Raw genomic sequence first — 20,192 nt, 5'->3', positions numbered from 1 at the left:
GCGCAGCCGGTTACGGCCCGCCTGCGCGATTTTGCCGCGCCGCCGCCGAATCCCTGCGCCACCCTGCCCGTGCGCTCACGTGCTTTCACGTGCTTTCACGTGCTTTCACGTACTTTCACGTACTTTCACGTACTTACGCGCGCAGCAGCCGGATTCATTGTCGCGCGCTTTGCCGCTCGTGGCGACCTGTCCGAACCGCGCGAATCGCCCGCCATGCGCCGCAATCCGGTCGGGAAACGATCGTGTGCGAGCGATTGAAATGCTGCAGCTTCGCGTCGCACGACAGGACCGGAAACCGGGCCTGTCGTACACGTTGGCCCGGCATGAAACGCCAGGCGGCGCGTTACGCGTCGTCGGATTCGCGCAGGCTGTCCGCACGCGTCTGCGCCTGCGCGAAATCGAGGTCGCCCGAGTAGATCGCGCGGCCGCAGATCACGCCTTCGACGCCCTCGCCCTCGACCTCGCACAGCGCGTCGATATCGGCGAGATTCGACAGGCCACCGCTCGCGATGACCGGAATCTTCACCGCGCGCGCAAGGCGCACCGTCGCGTCGATGTTGATGCCCTGAAGCATGCCGTCGCGGCCGATGTCGGTGTAGATGATCGACTGGACGCCGTAGTCCTCGAACTTGCGCGCGAGATCCACGACTTCATGGCCCGTGAGCTTGCTCCAGCCGTCGGTGGCGACCTTGCCGTCCTTGGCGTCGAGGCCGACGATGATATGCCCCCCGAATGCCGTGCACGCTTCCTGAAGGAAGCCCGGGTTCTTCACGGCCGCGGTGCCGATGATCACGTACGAGAGGCCGTCGTCGAGATAGCGCTCGATCGTATCGAGGTCGCGGATGCCGCCGCCCAACTGCACGGGGATCTGGTCGCCGACTTCCGCGATGATCTCGCGGATCGCGTCTTCGTTCTTGGGCTTGCCTGCGAACGCGCCGTTCAGATCGACGAGGTGCAGGCGGCGCGCGCCGCGCTCGACCCAGTGTCGGGCCATGGCCGCCGGGTTCTGGGAGAAAACCGTCGCCTGGTCCATATCGCCTTGCTTAAGGCGCACGCAGTGACCGTCTTTGAGATCGATCGCCGGAATCAGCAGCATAGCTATCGGGGGATATCTGGGAAATAAAGTGGAATTCAGCCGACGCCGGGAAAAAAGGTCAGATCCGGCGCCGCTTCGCTAGTTTAGTACAACTCTTTCCGCACGCTTGCAGACGCAAGGGCGACAGGGCTCGCTCGCGCAATCACGGGTTCCATCACGGGTTCCAGTGGACGAAATTGCGATAGACGCGCAAGCCCGCCGCGGCGCTCTTTTCCGGGTGGAATTGAGTGGCGAAGATGTTATCCCGCGCCACCGCCGAGGTAAACGCTGCGCCGTACGGCGTTTCGCCCACCGTGTGCGCCGCATTGTCCGGCACAACGTAATAACTGTGCACGAAGTAAAAGTAGCTGTCGTCGGGCACGCCTTCCCACAGCGCATGGCCGCGCGCCTGGTGGACGATGTTCCAGCCCATCTGCGGCACCTTGAAGCGCGAGCCGTCGTCCTGAAGCCGGCCTTGCAGCTCGAAGCGCACGACCTTGCCGGGCAGCAGGCCGAGGCCCTTCGTGTCGCCCTCGGCGCTCCAGTCGAAGAGCATCTGCTCGCCGACGCACACGCCCATCAGCGGCTTCGTGCGCGAGGCCTCGATCACGGCTTCCTGCAGGCCCGATTCGGCGAGACTGCGCATGCAGTCGGGCATCGCGCCCTGGCCGGGCAGCACCACGCGGTCCGCTGCGCGAATCGCCTCGGGATGCTCGACGATCGCCACATCGGCTTCCGGTGCAGCCTGCCTCAGCGCCTGGGCCACCGAACGCAGGTTGCCCATTCCATAATCCACAATCGCAATTGAAGTTTTCATCTCGAATCAGGCCGCCTGGGCCTTGCCCTTCGCTTTGGCTTTACGTGACTTCACGTGACTTTGCATGACACTACGTGACATTACGCGACACTGCGTGACGCTGCGTGACATTACGTGGCGACGGGAACGCGCGCGCGTCCGCCTGTATGCCGTCCCAACAGATCCTGCCCGGGCGCTCGCGGTTCGCATTCACGAAACGTGACACGCAATGTGACCACCGCGCAGCGCACCGAGGCTTCATGCAGCCCGACGGCCGCATAGTCGCGCGACGCGTCCCGCTTCGCGTATCCGTTCGCCCGGATGGGTGTTTCGCTCGTTAGAGGCTGCCCTTCGTCGACGGGATTTTGCCCGCCGCGCGCTCGTCCAGTTCGCTCGCCATGCGCAGCGCGCGGCCGAACGCCTTGAATACGGTTTCCATCTGATGGTGAGCGTTCAGCCCGCGCAGGTTGTCGATATGAAGCGTGACACCCGCATGGTTGACGAAGCCGCGGAAAAACTCGATCGACAGATCGACATCGAACGTGCCGATGCGTGCGCGCGTGAACGGCACGTGGAATTCGAGGCCCGGGCGTCCCGAGAAGTCGATGACGACGCGCGACAGCGCCTCGTCGAGCGGCACGTAGGCATGGCCGTAGCGGCGGATGCCCTTCTTGTCGCCGATGGCCTGCGCCACCGCCTGCCCGAGCGTGATGCCGACGTCTTCCACCGTATGGTGGTCGTCGATATGCGTGTCGCCCTGCGCCTCGATCTCGAGATCGATCAACCCGTGTCGTGCAATCTGGTCGAGCATGTGGTCGAGAAACGGCACGCCGGTCGCGAGCTTTTGCTCGCCGGTGCCGTCCAGATTGATCTTGACGCGAATCTGCGTTTCGCTGGTGTTGCGAACGACTTGCGCGACGCGCATGGCAATTTCCTTCATTCAGCCGCTCAGTTAGCCGGTCAGTCAGCCGGTAACAGGAGAGTTAGAGAACGGAGCCCGTCACTTGAGCACGAGCTTCAGCGCGGCGAGAAGCTGCGCGTTTTCGTCGGGTGTTCCGACAGTCAAACGGACGCAATTCGCCAGCAATGGGTGCATTTTACTCACGTTTTTGATCAAAACCCGCACACCCAGTAGCGTATCGAACACAGCGGCAGCGTCGGGCACGCGCACGAGCAGGAAATTGCCGGCGCTCTCGAACACCTCCGCGCCCGGCAGACTCGCCACCTGGGCCGCCAGCACCGCGCGCTCCGCACGCAGTTGCGCGGCCTGCGCGTCGAGCACGTCGATGTGGTCGAGCAGGAAGCTCGCCGTCGCCTGCGTGAGCACGTTCACGTTGTACGGCGGGCGCACCTTGTCGAATTCGTTGAGCCACGTCGCCCGTCCGGCGAGATAGCCAAGACGGATCCCGGCGAGCCCGAGCTTCGACATCGTGCGCATCACGACCACGTTGTCGAACTCGCCCGCGCGCGCCATCCAGCTTTTCTGCGCGAACGGCTGATACGCCTCGTCGATCACGACGAGGCCGTGCGCGTCCCGTGCGGCCGCAACGATGCGCTCGATGGCGGCGTCGTCGAAGAGCGTGCCGGTCGGGTTGTTCGGGTAGGCGAGCCAGATCACCGCAGGGCGGTGTTCGGCAATCGCGGCGAGCATCGCTTCGGTATCGAGCGTGAAGTCGGCCGCGAGCGGCACGCCGACGAATTCCGCCTGGGCGAATTGCGCAGAAATCGCATACATGACGAAACCCGGCACCGGCGCGAGCATCTTCGCGCCCGGCTTCGCGCACGCCATCGTGATCATGCTGATGATTTCGTCCGAGCCGTTGCCGAGCAGCACGTCGCACTCGGCGGGCACATGCATCGCGGCCTTGAGCCTCGCGATGAGCGTCTCGGGGCGCGGCGCCGGATAGCGGTTCAGCGCGACCTGCGCCAGATGCTCGCCGAGCTGGGCAGCCAGTGCGGCGGGCAGCGAAAACGGGTTTTCCATGGCGTCGAGCTTCACGAAGCCGGTGGCGTCGGGGACCGGATAGCTCGTCATCGCGAGTACGTCGCGACGGATGATGTCTCGTGGCGTTGTCATATTGGGCCCGCCCGCCCTCGCGAACGGGGCAGGCGCTTGCGAGCGGCTTCAAGGCCGCTCTGGTTGTCGTCAGGTCTCTCGCTTGTGGAACGTCTGCTGCCTTATGCGTCCTCGTCCCGCACGGCGAGCCAGCAGGCGCACGGCGCCTGCTGGCGGGTTTAAAGCGGATTCAAAGCGGGTTCAAAACTGCTTCATGCGGTATTCGGCACTGCGTGCATGCGCCTGCAAGCCCTCGCCGTAAGCCAGTTCCGCGGCGATCTCGCCGAGCGTCTGCGCGCCTTCGGCGCTGACCTCGATGAGACTCGAACGCTTGATGAAATCATAGACGCCGAGCGGCGACGAAAAACGTGCGGTACGCGAGGTGGGCAGCACGTGATTCGGCCCCGCGCAGTAGTCGCCGAGACTCTCGCTCGTGTAGCGGCCGAGGAAGATCGCGCCTGCATGGCGGATTTCATTCCCCCACTTCTGCGGCTCCAGCGCCGAAATTTCAAGGTGCTCCGGCGCGATCTCGTTCGCAATCGCACAGGCTTCCGCCATATCGCGCACCTTCACGAGCGCGCCGCGGTTCGTGAGCGACGTGGCGATCACGTCGGCGCGCGGCATCGCGGGCAGCAGTTCGTCGATCGCGTCTTCCACGCGCTTGATGAACGCCTCGTCCGGGCACAGCAGGATCGACTGCGCGAGTTCGTCGTGCTCGGCCTGCGAGAACAGATCCATCGCGACCCAGCGCGGATCGGTCGTGCCGTCGCACAGCACGAGAATTTCCGACGGCCCCGCGATCATGTCGATGCCGACCGTGCCGAACACGCGGCGCTTGGCCGACGCGACATAGGCGTTGCCGGGGCCGCAGATCTTGTCGACGGCCGGGATGGTGGCGGTGCCGTAGGCGAGCGCCGCCACGGCCTGCGCGCCGCCGATCGTGAACACGCGATCGACGCCGCCGAGCAGCGCCGCCGCCAGCACGAGCGGGTTCTTCACGCCGTCCGGCGTGGGCACGACCATGACGATCTCGCGCACGCCCGCGACCCGCGCCGGGATCGCGTTCATCAGCACCGACGACGGATACGCCGCCTTGCCGCCCGGCACGTAAAGCCCGACGCGGTCGAGCGGCGTGACTTTCTGGCCGAGCACGGTGCCATCGGATTCGGTGTACTGCCAGCTATGCGAGCCGCACTCGATGCGCTGTTTCTCGTGGTAGCCGCGCACGCGCGCCGCCGCCGCTTCGAGCGCCGCGCGCTGCTTGGGCTCGAGGCTCTCGAGCGCCGCTTCGAGCTCGCTGAACGGCAGCTCCAGCGCCGCGACGCTCGCCGAAGCGAGACGGTCGAAGCGGTTCGTGTACTCAAGCACGGCGGCATCGCCGCGCGCTTTCACGTCGGCGAGGATCTGCGCCACCGAGCGCTCGATCGCCTCATCCTCACTCGCCTCGAACGCGAGCACCGCGTGCAGCGCCTTCTTGAAGCCTTCGGCGCTGGAATCGAGTTTGCGAATCGTGATTGCCATGCTGATTTCCATCCGTATCGGTTGTGCGCGCGTTGTGCGCGGGTTGTGCGCGTGAAGCATGCGCGCGCGGGTGGCGCTTTCGCCGGCTTTTGCCCGTTTTTGCCCGCGTTTGCCTTATGCAGCCTGCTCGCCGCGGTGCGACGCGCGCTCGAACGCGTCGATGATCGGGCGCAGCGCGGCACGCTTCAGCTTGAGCGCCGCCTGGTTGACGACGAGGCGCGACGAGATCGGCATGATCTCCTCGACTTCGACCAGATTGTTCGCGCGCAGCGTGCTTCCCGAGCTGACGAGGTCGACGATCGCATCGGCGAGGCCGACCAGCGGCGCCAGTTCCATCGAGCCGTACAGCTTGATGAGGTCGACGTGCACGCCCTTCGCCGCGAAGTGCTGCCGCGCGGTTTCCGTGTACTTCGTCGCGACGCGCAGACGCGCGCCCTGGCGCACGGCGCTCGCGTAGTCGAAACCCGCCGCCACCGCGACCGACATGCGGCAACGCGCGATGTCGAGATCGACCGGCTGGTACAGGCCGCTGCCGCCGTGTTCGAGCAGCACGTCCTTGCCCGCCACGCCGAAATCGGCCGCGCCGTATTCCACGTAGGTGGGCACATCGGACGCGCGCACGATGATGACGCGCAGGTTCGGATCGGTGGTCGGCAGAATCAGCTTGCGCGAGGTCTCCGGATCTTCGGCCACGTGTACGCCCGCGGCGGCGAGGAGCGGCATCGTCTCTTCGAAGATGCGGCCCTTCGACAGCGCGAGCGTGAGCGGCGCGGCCGCAGCCGGTGTCGTAGCTGCGCTCATTGGACTGCCCTCCTGTCGCTGCGCGACATCCTCCCCGTGGGAGGGAGCACCCTCCTTCGGGCGGCCGTGCGGAGTGTGCTCATGCTGCGTTCCCCTTGATGCGCTTCACGTTCGCGCCGATCGCGTTGAGCTTCGCCTCCATGCGGTCGTAGCCGCGATCGAGGTGATAGATGCGGTCGATCAGCGTCTCGCCCTCGGCGCACAGGCCCGCTATCACGAGACTCGCCGACGCCCGCAGATCGGTCGCCATGACCTTCGCGCCCGACAGCTTCTCGACGCCCGTCACGAGCGCGGTGTTGCCGTCGATGGTGATGCGCGCGCCGAGCCGGTTCAGCTCCTGCACGTGCATGAAGCGGTTCTCGAAGATCGTTTCGACGACCTGCGAGGTGCCGTCCGCGAACGCATTGAGCGCCATGAACTGCGCCTGCATGTCGGTCGGGAATGCCGGGTATTCGGAAGTGCGCACGTTCACGGCACGCGCGCGCGCGTTCATGCGCACGCGCATCCAGTCGTCGCCCTCTTCGATCGTCGCGCCCGCTTCGCGCAGCTTGTCGGTGACGGCGTCGAGGATGCGAGCGCGCACGTGGCGCAGCGTGACGTCGCCGCCCGCCGCCGCGACGGCGCACAGGAACGTGCCGGCCTCGATGCGGTCGGGAATGACCGTGTGTTTCGCGCCGTGCAGCTTCTCGACGCCCTGGATCACGAGACGGTCCGTGCCGATGCCGTCGATCTTCGCGCCCATCGCGACGAGCAGATGCGCGAGGTCGCCCACTTCGGGCTCGCGCGCGGCGTTTTCGATCACCGTCTCGCCATCGGCGAGCACCGCGGCCATCAGCAGGTTCTCCGTGCCGGTGACCGTGATCATGTCGGTGACGATGCGCGCGCCCTTCAGGCGCTTCGCGCGCACCTCGATGAAGCCGTGCTCGATGTTGATCTCGGCGCCCATCGCCTGCAGGCCCTTGATGTGCTGGTCGACCGGGCGCGCGCCGATTGCGCAGCCGCCCGGCAGCGACACCTTCGCCTCGCCGAAGCGCGCGACGAGCGGCCCGAGCACGAGGATCGACGCACGCATGGTCTTCACGAGCTCGTACGGCGCGACGAGGTTCGTCACGTTCGCGGCATCGAGCTGCACGTGATTGCCCGACTGCTCGGTGCGCACGCCCATCTGGCCGAGCAGCCTGAGCGTCGTGCGCACGTCCTGCAGGTCGGGCACGTTGTCGAGGTGGACCGGCTCCGCGCTCAGGAGACCCGCGCAGAGAATCGGCAGCGCGGCATTCTTCGCGCCCGAAACGGCCACTTCCCCCGCGAGCTTCCGCCCGCCGACGATGACGAGTTTGTCCATGCCTGAGGTTTCCTGATCGATGCGGCCCGCCCGCGGCGGCGCATCTTTCGTGTGAACGGCGCCACTGGCGGCGCCGTCCTTATCCTGGTTATCCTGGGTGATTCGCACTGGTATTCCAGATTAACCGTTCTGCCATTCGGCGGGCGTGAGCGTTTTCATGCTGAGCGCGTGCACTTCCGCGCGCATGCGCTCGCCGAGTGCCGCGTAGACGAGCTGATGGCGCTGGATCGGGCGCTTGCCTTCGAAGGCGGCCGAGACGATGGTCGCGTAGAAGTGCTGGCCGTCGCCCTTCACTTCGAGGTGCTCGCACGGAAGGCCTGCGGCGATGTACTGCTGGATCTGATCTGGAGTCGGCGACATGGAAAGAGGCTCCTGTGCGAAGTGGTTCAGTGGCGCAGCTTGTAGCCGGTCGCGAGCATGCGCATCGCGAGCGCGGCCAGCGCCACGAAAAAGACGAAAACAATCGTAAGGCTCACGAACGGATTGATATCGGACAAGCCGAAGAAACCGTAGCGAAAGCCGTCGATCATGTAGAAAAACGGGTTGAGCCGCGACACTTCTCGCCACACGGGCGGCAGCGAATGCGTCGAGTAGAACACGCCCGAAAGGAACGTGAGCGGCATGATCAAAAAATTCTGGAACGAGGCGAGCTGATCGAATTTCTCGGCCCAGATGCCCGCGATCAGGCCGAGCGTGCCGAGAATGGCCGAGCCGAGCACTGCGAACGCGATGATGAAGAGCGGTGCGGCGAAGCCGAGCGGCACGAACCAGATCGTCACGATGAATACGCCCGCGCCGACCGCGAGCCCGCGCAGGATCGAGGCCAGCACGTAAGCCGCGAAAATTTCCGGGGCGGCCAGCGGCGGCAGCAGAACGAACACGAGGTTGCCGGTGATCTTCGACTGGATCAGCGACGACGAACTGTTCGCAAACGCGTTCTGCAGCACGCTCATCATCACGAGACCGGGAATCAGGAAGCTCGTGTACGTGACGCCGGGATAAACCTCGACGCGGCCGGAGAGCGCGTGCCCGAAGATCGTCAGATAGAGGAGCGCCGTGACGACCGGCGCGAGCACGGTCTGGAAGGCAACCTTCCAGAAACGCAGCACTTCCTTGTAGAAGAGCGTACCGAAACCGCTATAACCGCTCATGCGAGCCCCTCGATGGCTTCCGGCGCGCGCATCATCTGCACGAAAACATCCTCCAGATCGGCCTTGCGCACTTCGATTTCATCGAGCGTGCAGCCGTTCTCGCGGCACAGCGCGAGAATCCGCTCGATGTCTTCGTAGCCCGCAAGACGCAGCAGATGCTCGCGCGCGTTGACGTTCGACGGATCGACTTCGAGCGCGCGCAGCTCGGCAGGCAGCACGCCCGCGGAAAAACGCACGAACAGCTGCATGCCCGCGAAGCGCCGCAACAGCGTGTTCGTACGCTCCAGCGCGACCACCTCGCCGCGACGCAGCATCGCAATGCGGTCGCACAGCGCTTGCGCTTCTTCCAGGTAGTGCGTGGTCAGCACGATCGTGTGGCCCTCGCGGTTCAGGCGCGAGATGAATTTCCAGAGCGTCTGGCGCAGCTCGACGTCCACGCCGGCAGTCGGCTCGTCGAGCACGATCACGGGCGGACGGTGCACGAGCGCCTGCGCGACCAGCACGCGGCGCTTCATGCCGCCCGAGAGCGCACGCATGTTGACGTCCGCCTTTTCGGTGAGATCGAGGTTGGCCATGATCTCGTCGATCCACGCGTCGTTATTGCGCAAACCGAAGTATCCGGACTGGATGCGCAGCGTCTCGCGAACCGTGAAGAAGGGATCGAACACGAGTTCCTGCGGCACGACGCCGAGGTTGCGGCGCGCGTTGCGGTAATCGTGGACCACGTCGTGGCCGCGCACGTCGATCGAGCCTTCGTCGGCGCGCGCGAGTCCCGCAAGAATGCTGATGAGCGTCGTCTTGCCCGCGCCATTCGGGCCGAGCAGCCCGAAGAACTCGCCTTCTTCGACCGTGAAGGTGACGCCTTTGAGCGCCTGAAGCGCCTTGAAGCTCTTCTTGACGTTACGAAAATCGATGGCTGGCATGACTCGAGCGCCGCCCGTCTCATGCCGGTGCGGCCGAAAAGTACATCAATGCTGCGGGGAAAATCCGGAATTCGGGGACAGCCTGTGTTGCGATCGCGTTGCCGTCCGCAGCGTCGAACGCCCGGCGGCAAATCCCAAAAAACGTTTGATTATAGGGCAAAAGTCTGGGGCGAAAGGCCGGGGCAACAGCCGGACAGCCCGACTGGCCCGAAAGGCAAAGCGGCGGCGGACCCTGTGTTGCCGTGGCCGGCGGTCCGCCGCGCGCGTTACGAGTGCATCACGAGTGTGTCAGTGCCGCTCGTTCAGGAGCGGATCGACGCCGTAAGCTTGCGCGAGGCTCGCAAGCTTGGGCGGGAGGTTGAGGACGTCGAGCGCGGCGCCGCGCGCCCGCGCGGCGCGCTGCCAGGCGATCAGCACGGCAAGCGCCGACGAATCGAACTGCGAGAGTTGCGCGCAATCGACGGCGGTCGCGCCCGCCGCGATCCGCGCGAGCCCCGCCGAGAGCGCGCTGTTGGCGCTCGCGTGAGTCAGATTGACGCCGGCGTCGAAACTTGCGCTCACGAGTTCTTGCCCGCGGCGAGCTGCTGGTTGCGTTGCGTGAGGAACTGGATCAGTCCGTCCACGCCGCCCTGCTGGATCTTTTCCTGGAACTGCTGCTGGTAAGCCTGGATCAGCCATGCGCCGAGCACGTTGATGTCGTACACGCGCCAGCCTTGCGGCGTCTTGTAGAGGCGGTAGTCAAGCTCGATCGTCTGGCCGTTGTTCAGCACGGTCGAACGCACAACCACGTCGGTATCGTCCGGATTCGCGCGGAACGGCTTGTACTGGATATGCTGGTCGCGCACCTGGGCGAGCGCGCCCGAGTACGTGCGAATCAGCAGCATCTTGAACTGGTCGATGACCTGAGCCTGCTGCTCGGGCGTCGCGGTGCGCCAGTTGCGGCCCATCGCGAGCTGCGTCGTGCGGTGAAAGTCCATGTACGGCAGGATCTTCTGGTCGACAAGCTGCGTGATCTTCGTGATGTCGCCCGACTGGATCGACTTGTCGCCGCGGATCTGGTCCATCACCTGCTGCGTGATGGTCTTGACCATCGCGTCCGGATTGCTGGTGTCCACCGCCTGGGCCGATGCCGACGCCGCGCCAGCCGTCGCAAAAAATGCTGCAAAAAGCGCAAACAGAAAGAATTTTTTCATATCGAATCCTGCAAGTTGGGGAGGAAGCCCCCGGTGGAGCCAACGATATCACGCGAATTCAAGCGCGCTCCAGCCTTAAACTGCGACGATTGTGCGACAAGCGTTTCCGGCTGTTACGTCAGACAACGCCGCCCGGGCAGTGCGCCAATACGTGCCAATACATCAGCGCAAGCGCAATGCCGGGTAGCCGAAGCGCGTGGGCGGAATCATCTGATCGGCTGGAACCGTCGTCGAGCCGGGGCCCGAGGCGCCTTCCGGAGCCGCGGCGCCCGGCGCTTCAGCCGGTGCCTGTCCGCCGGTGGGAACCGCGGGCGCCGAGGCGCCAGCCGGAGCCGCCGCACCCTGATCGCCCTGGTCGTAGTTCGGCGGCGGTGGTTCGCCGTAGTCCGGCGCATTCGACGACGATGCGCCCGCCTTGCCGTCCGACAGCAGATACTGGCGGCGCTGCAGGTAGGTATTGCGCACGAACGAATACTTGTCGATTGCGGCGCCTTCGAGCAGCTCGCTCGCGCCGAGCAGATTCGCCCGCGTGCTGACGACGTTCAGACCGTACAGCCCCCAGCTAAGCGCGGCGGGATCGACGTAGCTGAGCGGGTTGATGAAATAGTTGCCCGCTGTGCCGATGCCATCGCGCACCGTGCTCGGCCCGAGCAGCGGCAGTACGAGGTACGGACCGGCCGGCATGCCATAGTGGCCGAGCGTGAGGCCCAGATCCTGGTTGTGCTTGGGCAGCTTCGCGAGCGTCGCCACGTCGAACAGGCCGCCGACGCCGAAGACCGTGTTGATCACGACCCGCATGATGTCCGAGACGCCGTCGGCGATCTTCAGCTGCAGCAGGTTGTTCGCCGCGTTGTAGACGTCGCCGATATTCGAGAAGAAGCTCGTGACGCTGGTGCGCACCGGCTGCGGCGTCACCTTCACGTAGCCCTTCGCGACCGGCTTGAGCGCGTATTGGTCGACCTTGTCGTTGAATGTGAAGACCGTGCGGTTGAAGCCTTCCCACGGATCGTCCTTCGACGGCGTCTGCACTGTCGCGCAACCCGCCATCGTCATTGCCGCAACCCCTATTGCCGCGGCGCGCATGCGCATCGTGGTCATTTTTTACCCCCTTACTTGCCAGCCGTGTCCGAGCCTGCCGCTGCAGGCGCCGGAGCCGGTGCAGCACCCGCGCCGCCCGCCGGCTTGTTTGCACCCGAATCGGCCGCCTTGCTGTACAGGAACTGGCCGATGAGATTTTCGAGCACGATCGCGGACTGCGTCATCGCGATGGTGTCGCCCGCCTTGAGCATTTCGGAATCGCCGCCCGGCTCGAGGCCGATGTACTGTTCGCCGAGCAACCCGGCGGTCAGGATCTTCGCGGACGTGTCCTTCGGAAACTGGTACTGCTGGTCGATGTTGATCGTCACCAGCGCCTGGTAGGTGTTCGAGTCGAAGCCGATCGACGCGACGCGGCCCACCGTCACGCCCGCGCTGCGCACCGGCGCACGCGGCTTGAGGCTGCCGATGTTGTCGAACTTGAGCTTCACCGGGTACGTCGACTGGAACGACAGCGAGCTCATGTTGCCGGCCTTCAGCGCGAGAAACAGCAGCGCGACGAAGCCCAGCACCACGAACAGCCCGACCCAGAAATCGAGAGCATTCTTTTTCATCGTCATCCCAATCAGAATCCATTGCGGCGGCGAGCGGACCCGCGGCCCGTCCTAGCTAAACATCAGGGCAGTGAGCAGGAAGTCGAGGCCGAGCACCGCGAGCGACGCGTACACGACCGTCTTCGTGGTCGCACGCGAGACGCCTTCGGGCGTCGGCTTCGCCTCGTAGCCCTGGTAGAGTGCGGTGAACGTCACGGCGAAGCCGAACACGATGCTCTTGACCACGCCATTGCCCACATCGGCCCAGACGTCCACGCCGCCTTGCATCTGCGACCAGAACGCGCCTGCATCGACGCCGATCAGCACCACGCCGACCACATAGCCGCCGAGAATGCCGACCGCGCTGAAGATCGCCGCGAGGATCGGCATGGCGACCACGCCGGCCCACATGCGCGGGGCGATCACGACCCGCACCGGGTCGACGGCCATCATCTCCATGGCGGTGAGCTGCTCACCCGCCTTCATGAGGCCGATTTCGGCGGTGAGCGACGTGCCCGCGCGCCCCGCGAACAGGAGCGCCGTGACGACCGGCCCGAGTTCGCGCACGAGCGAAAGCGCGACGAGCAGGCCGAGCGCCTGCTCGGATCCATAGCGGTTCAGCGTGTAGTAGCCCTGCAGGCCGAGCACGAAACCGACGAAGAGCCCCGAGACGGCAATGATCAACAGCGAATAATTACCGACGAAGTGGATCTGCTTCGTGACAAGGCGCGGACGGCGCAGGAGCGGGAAAAATTCCAGCACGAGGCGCACGAAGAATCGTGCCGCGTGACCCGCGCGGGTGATCGTCTCGATCACGGTGCGCCCGAGCAGGCTGATTGCGCCGGTCATGTGCGATCTCCGCCAATGCCGAAGTCCGCCGAAAGCGGCACGTTCGCCGGGTAGTGAAAATGGAACGGACCGTCGGGTGCGCCGTCGATGAACTGGCGCACGGTCGGGTCGGTCGAGGCGCGCAGTTCGGCGGGTGTGCCCTGCGCATGCACCTTGCCGTTGGCGAGGAAGTAGACGTAATCGGCGATGGCGAACGACTCGGGCACGTCGTGCGAGACGAGAATGGACGTCGCGCCGAGCGCGTCGTTGAGCGTGCGGATCAGATTGGCCGTGATGCCGAGCGAAATCGGATCGAGGCCCGCGAAGGGCTCGTCGTACATCATGAGTTCCGGGTCGAGCGCGATGGCGCGCGCGAGCGCGACGCGCCGCGCCATGCCGCCCGAGATCTCCGACGGTGCGAGGTCGCGTGCGCCGCGCAGCCCGACCGCGTTGAGCTTCATGAGCACGAGGTCGCGAATCAGTTCTTCGGGGAGATCGGTGTGCTCGCGCAGCGCAAAGGCGACGTTTTCGAACACGGACATGTCGGTGAAGAGCGCGCCGAACTGGAACAGCATGCCCATCTTGCGGCGCAGCGTGTAGAGGCCTTCGCGCGACTGCGCGCCGACATCCGCGCCATGGAACAGCACCTGGCCGCGCTGCGCGCGCACAAGGCCGCCGATCAGGCGCAGCACCGTTGTCTTGCCGCCGCCCGAGCCACCCATGACCGCCACCACCTGGCCGCGCCCAAAGCGCATATTCAGGCCGGACAGGACGAGCCGGTCGCCATAGCCGAAATCGACGTCGCGCAGCTCCAACAGGGTCTCAGAGGATGATGGCACGTAGGCTGACAATGCATTTACACGAAGGCGGGATTATAGGGCCATCATGGAAAAAAAGCCGTGACGTGCCCCGTCCCAAACGTCGGCCGGTCACCACAAAACAACACCAACCGGCCCCCTTGACCAGCGGCGCATAAGTGCGACTCAGCCGTCCGGTCGAGGGGGGATTATTGCGTAAACGCGTTTTGCAGCGCAGCGACGGCCACAGCCGGATCGGCCGCCTCGGTGACAGCGCGCACAACCGCCGCGCTGCCCACCCCCGTCGCGAGCACCCGCGGCAGCACCGCGCCGTCGATGCCGCCGATCGCCACCAGCGGCACAACGCCGTCCAGCAGCTTCACGTAGCGCGCAAGGCGCGCAAGGCCTTGCGGCGCGGTCGGCATAACCTTGGTCGTCGTGGGGAATACCGCGCCGAGCGCGACGTAGCTCGGGCGGAAATGCACCGCGATCAGCATTTCGTAGTAACCGTGCGTCGACAGCCCAAGGCGCACGCCAGACGCCGCCAGCGCGCCGAGATCCGCATCGCGCAGGTCCTCCTGGCCGAGGTGCACGCCATAGGCGCCTGCCGCCAGCGCCTCGCGCCAGTGATCGTTGATGAACACGCGGGCATCCGCGTGCTTGCGCCCTGCCGCGACACAGCGTTCTATTTCGCGCATCAATTCAGGCGACTTCGGCTGCTTGCTGCGCAATTGCACGGTCCTCGCGCCGTAGTCGAGCACGCGTTCGACCCAGTCGGCCGTCGGCAGCACCGGATAGATGCCGAGCCTTTCCGGGCACGGCGCGAAAGGCTGCGCCGGCGCGTCGGGCAACCCCGGCACGCGCGGAAAGCGCGAGAAGTCGACGGGCCAGGCGTCTTCGCGTGCTTCGTCGCCGTCACGCCAGGCGAGCGCCAGCACGAGCGCATCGTGCGGATCGAAACCGCAGTCGAGGAACGCCGCCAGCGCGGGGATCCAGTCTTCGGCGAGTTCGCCTTCGAGCGCGTAGCGCTCGCCGCCGAGATGCAGCGTTGCCCGGCCTTGCGCCGCTTCGAGCACGCCCGCGCCGTTGAGCATCCAGCGCGCGATGTTCGCCAGGTGCGGCGCGGCATCGGTCACGACGATCAGATCGCCGCCGTTCGGTGCGTCCGGAGGCGTGAGGCAGATACGCCACGGCGCGTGTGTCGGCGGCCAGTCGCCGAGCCGCGCGCGGATGCGCTCGGTCGTGGCCGTCAGGCCGTCGGCGGGCGGCCAGAAGAGTTCGCGCGCCTGCAGTCGCAAGGTTTCGGTCATCACTTGCCTCCGTCCTGATTCCAGAACGGCATGCCGACGACCGGCGTACTCGCGACCGCCGCGTCGCGCTCGGCCATCGGCCCGGCGAGATACGCGGCGCGGCCCGCCTCGACGCCGAGTGCGAACGCGCGCGCCATCGCGTCGGGATGCGTGGCCTGCGACACCGCCGTGTTGAGCAGCACGCCGTCGAAACCCCACTCCATCACCTGCGCCGCGTGCGACGGCACGCCGAGCCCCGCATCGACGATGAGCGGCACATCCGGCAGGCGCTCGCGCAGCACGCGCAGACCGTACGGATTGATCACGCCCTTGCCGGTGCCGATCGGCGCGCCCCACGGCATCAGCGCCTCGCAGCCCGCATCGAGCAGGCGGCGGCCCATCACGAGGTCTTCGGTGCAATACGGCAGCACCTTGAAGCCGTCGCGCACGAGCCGCGAGGCCGCTTCGATCGAGCCGACCAGATCAGGTTGCAGCGTGTAATCGTCGCCGATCACTTCGAGCTTGATCCAGTCGGTTTCGAAGATTTCGCGTGCCATGTGCGCGGTGGTCACCGCCTCGTCGACGGAGTAGCAGCCCGCCGTATTCGGCAAGAGCGGCACGCCGTGGCGCTTCATCAGATCGAAGAAGCCGTTGGTGGCCGCACCGTTGGCCAACTGGCGGCGCAGCGCGATAGTGACCATGCCGGGGCGCGCGGCGTCGATCGAATCGGAGAGCGACTGCAGCGACGGATAGCGCGACGTGCCGAGCAGCACGCGGCTTGCAAAGGTTTCGCCGTACAGCGTGAGCGCGTCGGCGCTCGGAAGAGTGGTCGTCATGGAGATGGGATTCCTGGAGTCTGATTTATTGGATGTATCTGGATGTGCTTCGATGTGATTCGATACGCCTGGATGTGTCCGGCGCCCGGTCAGCCGCCCGCGACGGGGCTCACGACGTCCAGGCGGTCGCCCGCCTGGAGCGTGCGCGCGGCATGCTGCGCGCGCGCGACGAAGTCGCCGTTGACCGCCACGGCAAAGGGCGGCCGCGCACCGTACGCGGCGAGCGCGTCGGCTACCGTCGCGCCTTCGGGCAGCGTGAGCCGCTGCTGGTTGACGTCTATGTCCATGTCGATTCTGTTCAATGTGGATTGCTGAATGTGTTTCTGACTCTGCCGATCTGCGCTCAATCGGGCTCGCACGCACCCTTCGCGTGCAGCATCGCACTCCAGCGCGATTCGCGGCGCAGTACCTCGAACGCATCGGCATCGGCAATGCGGCCCTCGAAGAGCGCCTGCGCGCACCGCACCGCCTCGTCGGCCACTTCGGGCGCGATCATGAAGCCGTGCCGGTAGAGGCCATTCACGCGCAACGTCCGCGCGCCGTCCCAGACCAGCGCGGGAAGGTGATCGGGCAAGGTCGGCCGGCACTGCGTGTTGAGTTCGAGAATGCGCGCCTCGCCGAAGGCCGGATGCACGGCATATGCCGCGCTCAGCAATTCGAGCGCGGAGCGCACGCTCATCGGCGACAGGTCCTCGCCCTCGATCTCGGTCGCGCCAATCACGTAGACATCGTTCTGCTTCGGCGCGACGTAGATCGGGTAACGCGGATGCAGCAGGCGCACCGGCCGCGTCAGCCCGATGCCGGGCGCGTGGACGCGCACGACCTCGCCGCGGATGCCGCGTAGCGCGGGCAGGGCGGGTTTCGCACCCAGCCCGCGCGTGTCGATGGTTACGCGTGCGCGCGGCGGATCGGCGTCGTCGACTGCGGTGTTCCAGTGCGTTTCGACGCCCCGCTGCGCCAGCCCCGCCGCCAGCGCGCGCAACGCCTGGCGGTTGTCGAGCTGGCCGTCGCCCGCCAGCAGCCAGCCGCGCCCGAAGCGCCCGGCGAGCGCGGGCTCCGCCGCGTCGAGCTGCGCGCCCGCGAGCGCGATGAAGCGCTCGTCGGCGAGCCAGTGCGGCGCGTTCGCACGCATGTGGCGTTCGAACAGCGGGGCTTCGGTGCGGTCGGCGCGATGCCAGACGATGAGTGTGCCGTTGCGCTGGAAGAAGACCGGCTCGGGCAGTTCCGCAAGGATGCGCGGCCAGCTTTCGAGCGATGCGACGCCCAGCTCGGTGACGAGCAGCTCGGCGACGGCGGACTCCGCGAGCGGCGCGAGCATCGCGGCGGCCACCCAGGCCGCCGAGTTGGAACCGTCGGCGCCGCCGCGCTCGTAAAGCGCGACGCGATGGCCCGCGCCCGCGAGGCGCCACGCGACGAGACGCCCGCACAGGCCGCCGCCGAGGACGGCGAAATCGGGCATTGAGGAGGGGGATCGAGCGTCGTTCATGACGGCACCCTGATGGACGACCCGACACGCGCGAACGCAAGGCTGCACGGCGCGCCCAAGCACACGCCGAAGCACGCGGGACGGGTTGATTGAATCGAGAAATAAGCGGTCATCGCATCCTTTCCGTACGGTAACAACGAACGTACCCAAGGACGAAACCGGCTGGCAAGGCCGGCCGGACAGGCGATGCACAGATGGGACGCTGGTCCCGCGCTTGCCCGGCGGAGAGCTGGATCGGGTTCCAGCTAGATCTTCCAGAAACTTCCCTCGCCGGTATTACCCGGATCGGGTGCAAAGGGTCTCTCTCAGCCTCGCTGCGACATGCCAGCAAAGCACCCCTGTTTCGTCAGCGCCCATTAGACCATAAAAGCCGCGAGCCCAGCAAACCCGCACGGGCGCGGCCTTCGCCGCGCGATTGGTGCCTGATTGGCGCCCGGTCGGCGCCCGCTTGCGGCCCGATTGCTGCCCTGCTGCTGCCCGGTTGCTGCCGGGTTGGTGCAAGCGCGCACGCTAATCTGCGCACGCGGTCTGGCACAATGCCTTCTGACAGCGCGATACGTCGGACGCTCTGCGTCAGTGAAACAATGAGCTTCGCAATCGATCTCCGATTAAGCTCCGCTTAAGCGCGCCCCGACAGAATCGCTGCACCGCGCGCCTCGCTGCACGCCTGGCTCATACCGGCTGCTGGCCGGACCACCCATCGGGACATACATGACCAACCTTTCTCCCCGCGACACGCCGGATCAGGATGAGCGGATCTCGGCCTGGCGCCTGATCAAGCCCTATTGGGTGTCCGAGGAACGCTTGATCGCCTGGGGCCTGCTCGTCGCGATCGTCGTGATGAATCTGCTCATCGTGTGGATCAACGTCCGGCTCAACTTCTGGAACCGCGATTTCTTCAACGCGCTGCAAGCCAAACAGGCGAAACAGTTCTGGCATCTGTTGCTCGTCTTCACCAGCCTCGCGTTCGCTTACATCATTCTCGCCGTCTACAAACGTTATCTGACCCAGATGCTCAGCTTCCGCTGGCGTCAGTGGCTCACCACGCGTTTTCTCGGCGACTGGCTTGGCGAAGGCACCTTTTACCGCATCGAGCGAGACCGCCTCACCGACAACCCCGACCAGCGGATCAGCGACGATCTGCAATCCTTCGCGACCACCACGCTTTCGCTCACGCTGGATCTTTTTTCCACGGTCGTCACGCTTTTCTCGTTTATCACCATCCTGTGGACCGTTTCGGGCGCGGTCTCTTTTACGCTGGCCGGGCATCCGATCAGCATTCCGGGCTACATGGTCTGGATCGCCGCGCTCTATGCAGCCATCGGCTCGTTTATCGTGCACAAAGTGAATCACCCGCTCGTGTCGATCAACTACCAGCAACAGCGCGTCGAAGCCGATTTCCGCTTCGGTCTCATTCGTCTGCGTGAAAACGCAGAGCAGATTGCGCTGTACCACGGCATGGAAATCGAGCGGAAGAGCGCGCAAGGTCTGTTCCAGCACATCCGCGATAACTGGTGGCTGGTCATGAAGTACACGCGGCGGCTCATCTTCGTGCAGGCGTTCTACGGCCAGGTATCGGGCATCTTTCCGCTCGTCGTCGCTGCCCCCCGTTATTTCGCCGGTGCGATCGAGTTCGGCGTGGTGACCCAGATCGCCGGCGCATTCGGCACCGTGAGCGATTCGTTCTCGTGGTTCATCAACAGTTATTCGACGTTGGTCGAATGGCGCGCCACCGTCAACCGTCTGCGCGAATTCGGGCGCGTGGTCCACTCGCCGCGCCTGAAGGAAACCGTCTCGCCCGCGACCGAGCACGGCGGCATCAATCTGCATTTCGTCGACGCCAATGCGCTCTCCACCGACAACCTGAAGCTCGCGCTGCCCAACGGCGAAACGCTCTCCGAAGTGCGCGACGTCGCCATCAAGCCGGGCTCGCGCTGGCTCGTGCGCGGCCCCTCGGGCGCGGGCAAGAGCACGCTGATGCGCGCGCTCGCGGGTCTCTGGCCGTTCGGCGAGGGCTCGATCGACGCGCCCGTCGACGCGCGCATGATGTTCATCCCGCAGCAGAGCTATCTGCCGATCGGCACGCTCAAGGCGGCGCTCACGTACCCTTCCGCCCCCGACACCTATAGCGACGACGACTGCCGCGAGGCGCTGCGCGCCTGCCGTCTCGAAAGTTACGTGGATCGGCTGGGCGAATCGGCGCACTGGACGCGCGTGCTTTCGCCGGGCGAGCAGCAGCGGCTTGCGGGCGCGCGCGTGCTGCTGCACAAGCCCGACTATCTGTTCCTCGACGAAGCGACGAGCGCACTCGACCCCGACAACGAAAGCCGCCTCTACAAGCTCTTCAACGATCGCCTGCCGAAAGCGGCCATCGTGAGCGTCGCGCATCGCGAGTCGCTGGCTTCCTTCCACGACGAAACACTCGACATCGCGCGCATGCCCGAAGAGCGGATCGCCGCATAAGGATGGA

General features: G+C 65.7%; 21 protein-coding genes and 1 riboswitch. Of the genes, 1 reads left to right on the top strand and 20 read right to left on the bottom strand.

Features of this window, described 5'->3' with window-relative positions:
* Positions 1-343: 343 nt before the first annotated feature.
* The 20 genes from hisA to ACFPTO_RS21330 all read right to left on the bottom strand — a co-directional run bounded on the left by hisA (position 344) and on the right by ACFPTO_RS21330 (position 17,722).
* Positions 344-1,096 carry a 1-(5-phosphoribosyl)-5-[(5-phosphoribosylamino)methylideneamino]imidazole-4-carboxamide isomerase gene (gene hisA / locus ACFPTO_RS21425; protein WP_377714490.1) on the bottom strand — a complete coding sequence of 251 codons (753 nt, stop codon included), beginning with the start codon at positions 1,094-1,096 and terminating at the stop codon, positions 344-346.
* Between the two features lie 154 nt (positions 1,097-1,250).
* Positions 1,251-1,892 (bottom strand): imidazole glycerol phosphate synthase subunit HisH, encoded by a 642-nt coding sequence (gene hisH / locus ACFPTO_RS21420; protein ID WP_296660040.1) that lies wholly within the window; start codon positions 1,890-1,892, stop codon positions 1,251-1,253.
* 316 nt (positions 1,893-2,208) lie between these two features.
* Positions 2,209-2,796 carry an imidazoleglycerol-phosphate dehydratase HisB gene (gene hisB / locus ACFPTO_RS21415; RefSeq protein ID WP_293033922.1) on the bottom strand — a complete coding sequence of 196 codons (588 nt, stop codon included), beginning with the start codon at positions 2,794-2,796 and terminating at the stop codon, positions 2,209-2,211.
* 75 nt (positions 2,797-2,871) lie between these two features.
* Positions 2,872-3,948 (bottom strand): histidinol-phosphate transaminase, encoded by a 1,077-nt coding sequence (gene hisC, locus ACFPTO_RS21410; protein ID WP_377714488.1) that lies wholly within the window; start codon positions 3,946-3,948, stop codon positions 2,872-2,874.
* Between the two features lie 180 nt (positions 3,949-4,128).
* Positions 4,129-5,448, bottom strand: a complete 1,320-nt coding sequence (hisD, locus tag ACFPTO_RS21405) for a histidinol dehydrogenase (RefSeq protein ID WP_377714486.1) — start codon at positions 5,446-5,448, stop codon at positions 4,129-4,131.
* Positions 5,449-5,562: 114 nt separating this feature from the next.
* Positions 5,563-6,249, bottom strand: coding sequence for an ATP phosphoribosyltransferase (gene hisG / locus ACFPTO_RS21400; protein ID WP_377714484.1), 687 nt, complete (start codon positions 6,247-6,249; stop codon positions 5,563-5,565).
* Positions 6,250-6,328: 79 nt separating this feature from the next.
* Complete coding sequence (murA, locus tag ACFPTO_RS21395; protein ID WP_377714482.1) at positions 6,329-7,699, bottom strand: UDP-N-acetylglucosamine 1-carboxyvinyltransferase; 1,371 nt, start codon at positions 7,697-7,699, stop codon at positions 6,329-6,331.
* A 12-nt stretch (positions 7,700-7,711) separates the two neighbouring features.
* Positions 7,712-7,951, bottom strand: coding sequence for a BolA family protein (locus tag ACFPTO_RS21390; RefSeq protein ID WP_293033908.1), 240 nt, complete (start codon positions 7,949-7,951; stop codon positions 7,712-7,714).
* A gap of 26 nt (positions 7,952-7,977) precedes the next feature.
* Positions 7,978-8,742, bottom strand: a complete 765-nt coding sequence (locus tag ACFPTO_RS21385) for an ABC transporter permease (RefSeq protein ID WP_377714480.1) — start codon at positions 8,740-8,742, stop codon at positions 7,978-7,980.
* A complete protein-coding gene (locus ACFPTO_RS21380; RefSeq protein ID WP_377714478.1) occupies positions 8,739-9,665 on the bottom strand; it encodes an ABC transporter ATP-binding protein in 927 nt (308 codons plus the stop codon). The genes ACFPTO_RS21385 and ACFPTO_RS21380 overlap by 4 nt, the downstream gene beginning before the upstream one ends.
* A gap of 288 nt (positions 9,666-9,953) precedes the next feature.
* Entirely contained in the window at positions 9,954-10,226 is a 273-nt protein-coding gene (locus ACFPTO_RS21375; protein WP_377714476.1) for an STAS domain-containing protein, read from the bottom strand.
* Complete coding sequence (locus tag ACFPTO_RS21370; RefSeq protein WP_377714474.1) at positions 10,223-10,858, bottom strand: MlaC/ttg2D family ABC transporter substrate-binding protein; 636 nt, start codon at positions 10,856-10,858, stop codon at positions 10,223-10,225. The genes ACFPTO_RS21375 and ACFPTO_RS21370 overlap by 4 nt, the downstream gene beginning before the upstream one ends.
* Positions 10,859-11,020: 162 nt before the next feature.
* Positions 11,021-11,956: an MlaA family lipoprotein gene (locus ACFPTO_RS21365; protein WP_377714472.1), complete on the bottom strand. Its 936-nt coding sequence runs from the start codon at positions 11,954-11,956 to the stop codon at positions 11,021-11,023.
* 11 nt (positions 11,957-11,967) lie between these two features.
* Positions 11,968-12,507, bottom strand: a complete 540-nt coding sequence (gene mlaD, locus ACFPTO_RS21360; RefSeq protein ID WP_377714470.1) for an outer membrane lipid asymmetry maintenance protein MlaD — start codon at positions 12,505-12,507, stop codon at positions 11,968-11,970.
* 51 nt (positions 12,508-12,558) lie between these two features.
* Positions 12,559-13,335, bottom strand: a complete 777-nt coding sequence (gene mlaE, locus ACFPTO_RS21355) for a lipid asymmetry maintenance ABC transporter permease subunit MlaE (protein WP_293033901.1) — start codon at positions 13,333-13,335, stop codon at positions 12,559-12,561.
* Positions 13,332-14,153, bottom strand: coding sequence for an ABC transporter ATP-binding protein (locus tag ACFPTO_RS21350; protein ID WP_377714468.1), 822 nt, complete (start codon positions 14,151-14,153; stop codon positions 13,332-13,334). The genes mlaE and ACFPTO_RS21350 overlap by 4 nt, the downstream gene beginning before the upstream one ends.
* A gap of 167 nt (positions 14,154-14,320) precedes the next feature.
* On the bottom strand, positions 14,321-15,421 hold the full coding sequence (gene thiE / locus ACFPTO_RS21345; protein ID WP_377714466.1) for a thiamine phosphate synthase: 1,101 nt from the start codon (positions 15,419-15,421) through the stop codon (positions 14,321-14,323).
* The gene (locus ACFPTO_RS21340; RefSeq protein WP_377714464.1) at positions 15,421-16,236 is read right to left on the bottom strand and encodes a thiazole synthase; all 816 of its coding nucleotides are present in this window, start codon (positions 16,234-16,236) and stop codon (positions 15,421-15,423) included. Before ACFPTO_RS21340 ends, thiE begins: the two co-directional genes overlap by 1 nt.
* Positions 16,237-16,325: 89 nt before the next feature.
* Positions 16,326-16,523 (bottom strand): sulfur carrier protein ThiS, encoded by a 198-nt coding sequence (gene thiS, locus ACFPTO_RS21335; RefSeq protein WP_377714462.1) that lies wholly within the window; start codon positions 16,521-16,523, stop codon positions 16,326-16,328.
* 56 nt (positions 16,524-16,579) lie between these two features.
* Positions 16,580-17,722 carry an FAD-dependent oxidoreductase gene (locus ACFPTO_RS21330; protein WP_377714460.1) on the bottom strand — a complete coding sequence of 381 codons (1,143 nt, stop codon included), beginning with the start codon at positions 17,720-17,722 and terminating at the stop codon, positions 16,580-16,582.
* Between the two features lie 245 nt (positions 17,723-17,967).
* Positions 17,968-18,072: riboswitch (TPP riboswitch) on the bottom strand.
* A gap of 361 nt (positions 18,073-18,433) precedes the next feature.
* Here ACFPTO_RS21330 and ACFPTO_RS21325 point away from each other — a divergent pair.
* Positions 18,434-20,185: an ABC transporter ATP-binding protein/permease gene (locus ACFPTO_RS21325; protein ID WP_377714458.1), complete on the top strand. Its 1,752-nt coding sequence runs from the start codon at positions 18,434-18,436 to the stop codon at positions 20,183-20,185.
* Positions 20,186-20,192: the final 7 nt, after the last annotated feature.

This window comes from Paraburkholderia denitrificans, assembly GCF_042655705.1.
GTDB lineage: Bacteria > Pseudomonadota > Gammaproteobacteria > Burkholderiales > Burkholderiaceae > Paraburkholderia > Paraburkholderia denitrificans.
The sequence above is the reverse complement of the archived record's forward strand: the minus strand, read 5'-3'. Positions and strand labels throughout refer to the sequence as shown.

Coding starts and splice junctions, on each gene's coding strand:
- hisA (WP_377714490.1), bottom strand. CDS start 1,096: ATGCTGCTGATTCCGGCGATCGATCTCAAAGACGGTCACTGCGTGCGC.
- hisH (WP_296660040.1), bottom strand. CDS start 1,892: ATGAAAACTTCAATTGCGATTGTGGATTATGGAATGGGCAACCTGCGT.
- hisB (WP_293033922.1), bottom strand. CDS start 2,796: ATGCGCGTCGCGCAAGTCGTTCGCAACACCAGCGAAACGCAGATTCGC.
- hisC (WP_377714488.1), bottom strand. CDS start 3,948: ATGACAACGCCACGAGACATCATCCGTCGCGACGTACTCGCGATGACG.
- hisD (WP_377714486.1), bottom strand. CDS start 5,448: ATGGCAATCACGATTCGCAAACTCGATTCCAGCGCCGAAGGCTTCAAG.
- hisG (WP_377714484.1), bottom strand. CDS start 6,249: ATGAGCGCAGCTACGACACCGGCTGCGGCCGCGCCGCTCACGCTCGCG.
- ACFPTO_RS21390 (WP_293033908.1), bottom strand. CDS start 7,951: ATGTCGCCGACTCCAGATCAGATCCAGCAGTACATCGCCGCAGGCCTT.
- ACFPTO_RS21385 (WP_377714480.1), bottom strand. CDS start 8,742: ATGAGCGGTTATAGCGGTTTCGGTACGCTCTTCTACAAGGAAGTGCTG.
- ACFPTO_RS21380 (WP_377714478.1), bottom strand. CDS start 9,665: ATGCCAGCCATCGATTTTCGTAACGTCAAGAAGAGCTTCAAGGCGCTT.
- ACFPTO_RS21370 (WP_377714474.1), bottom strand. CDS start 10,858: ATGAAAAAATTCTTTCTGTTTGCGCTTTTTGCAGCATTTTTTGCGACG.
- ACFPTO_RS21365 (WP_377714472.1), bottom strand. CDS start 11,956: ATGACCACGATGCGCATGCGCGCCGCGGCAATAGGGGTTGCGGCAATG.
- mlaD (WP_377714470.1), bottom strand. CDS start 12,507: ATGAAAAAGAATGCTCTCGATTTCTGGGTCGGGCTGTTCGTGGTGCTG.
- mlaE (WP_293033901.1), bottom strand. CDS start 13,335: ATGACCGGCGCAATCAGCCTGCTCGGGCGCACCGTGATCGAGACGATC.
- thiE (WP_377714466.1), bottom strand. CDS start 15,421: ATGACCGAAACCTTGCGACTGCAGGCGCGCGAACTCTTCTGGCCGCCC.
- ACFPTO_RS21340 (WP_377714464.1), bottom strand. CDS start 16,236: ATGACGACCACTCTTCCGAGCGCCGACGCGCTCACGCTGTACGGCGAA.
- thiS (WP_377714462.1), bottom strand. CDS start 16,523: ATGGACATAGACGTCAACCAGCAGCGGCTCACGCTGCCCGAAGGCGCG.
- ACFPTO_RS21330 (WP_377714460.1), bottom strand. CDS start 17,722: ATGAACGACGCTCGATCCCCCTCCTCAATGCCCGATTTCGCCGTCCTC.
- ACFPTO_RS21325 (WP_377714458.1), top strand. CDS start 18,434: ATGACCAACCTTTCTCCCCGCGACACGCCGGATCAGGATGAGCGGATC.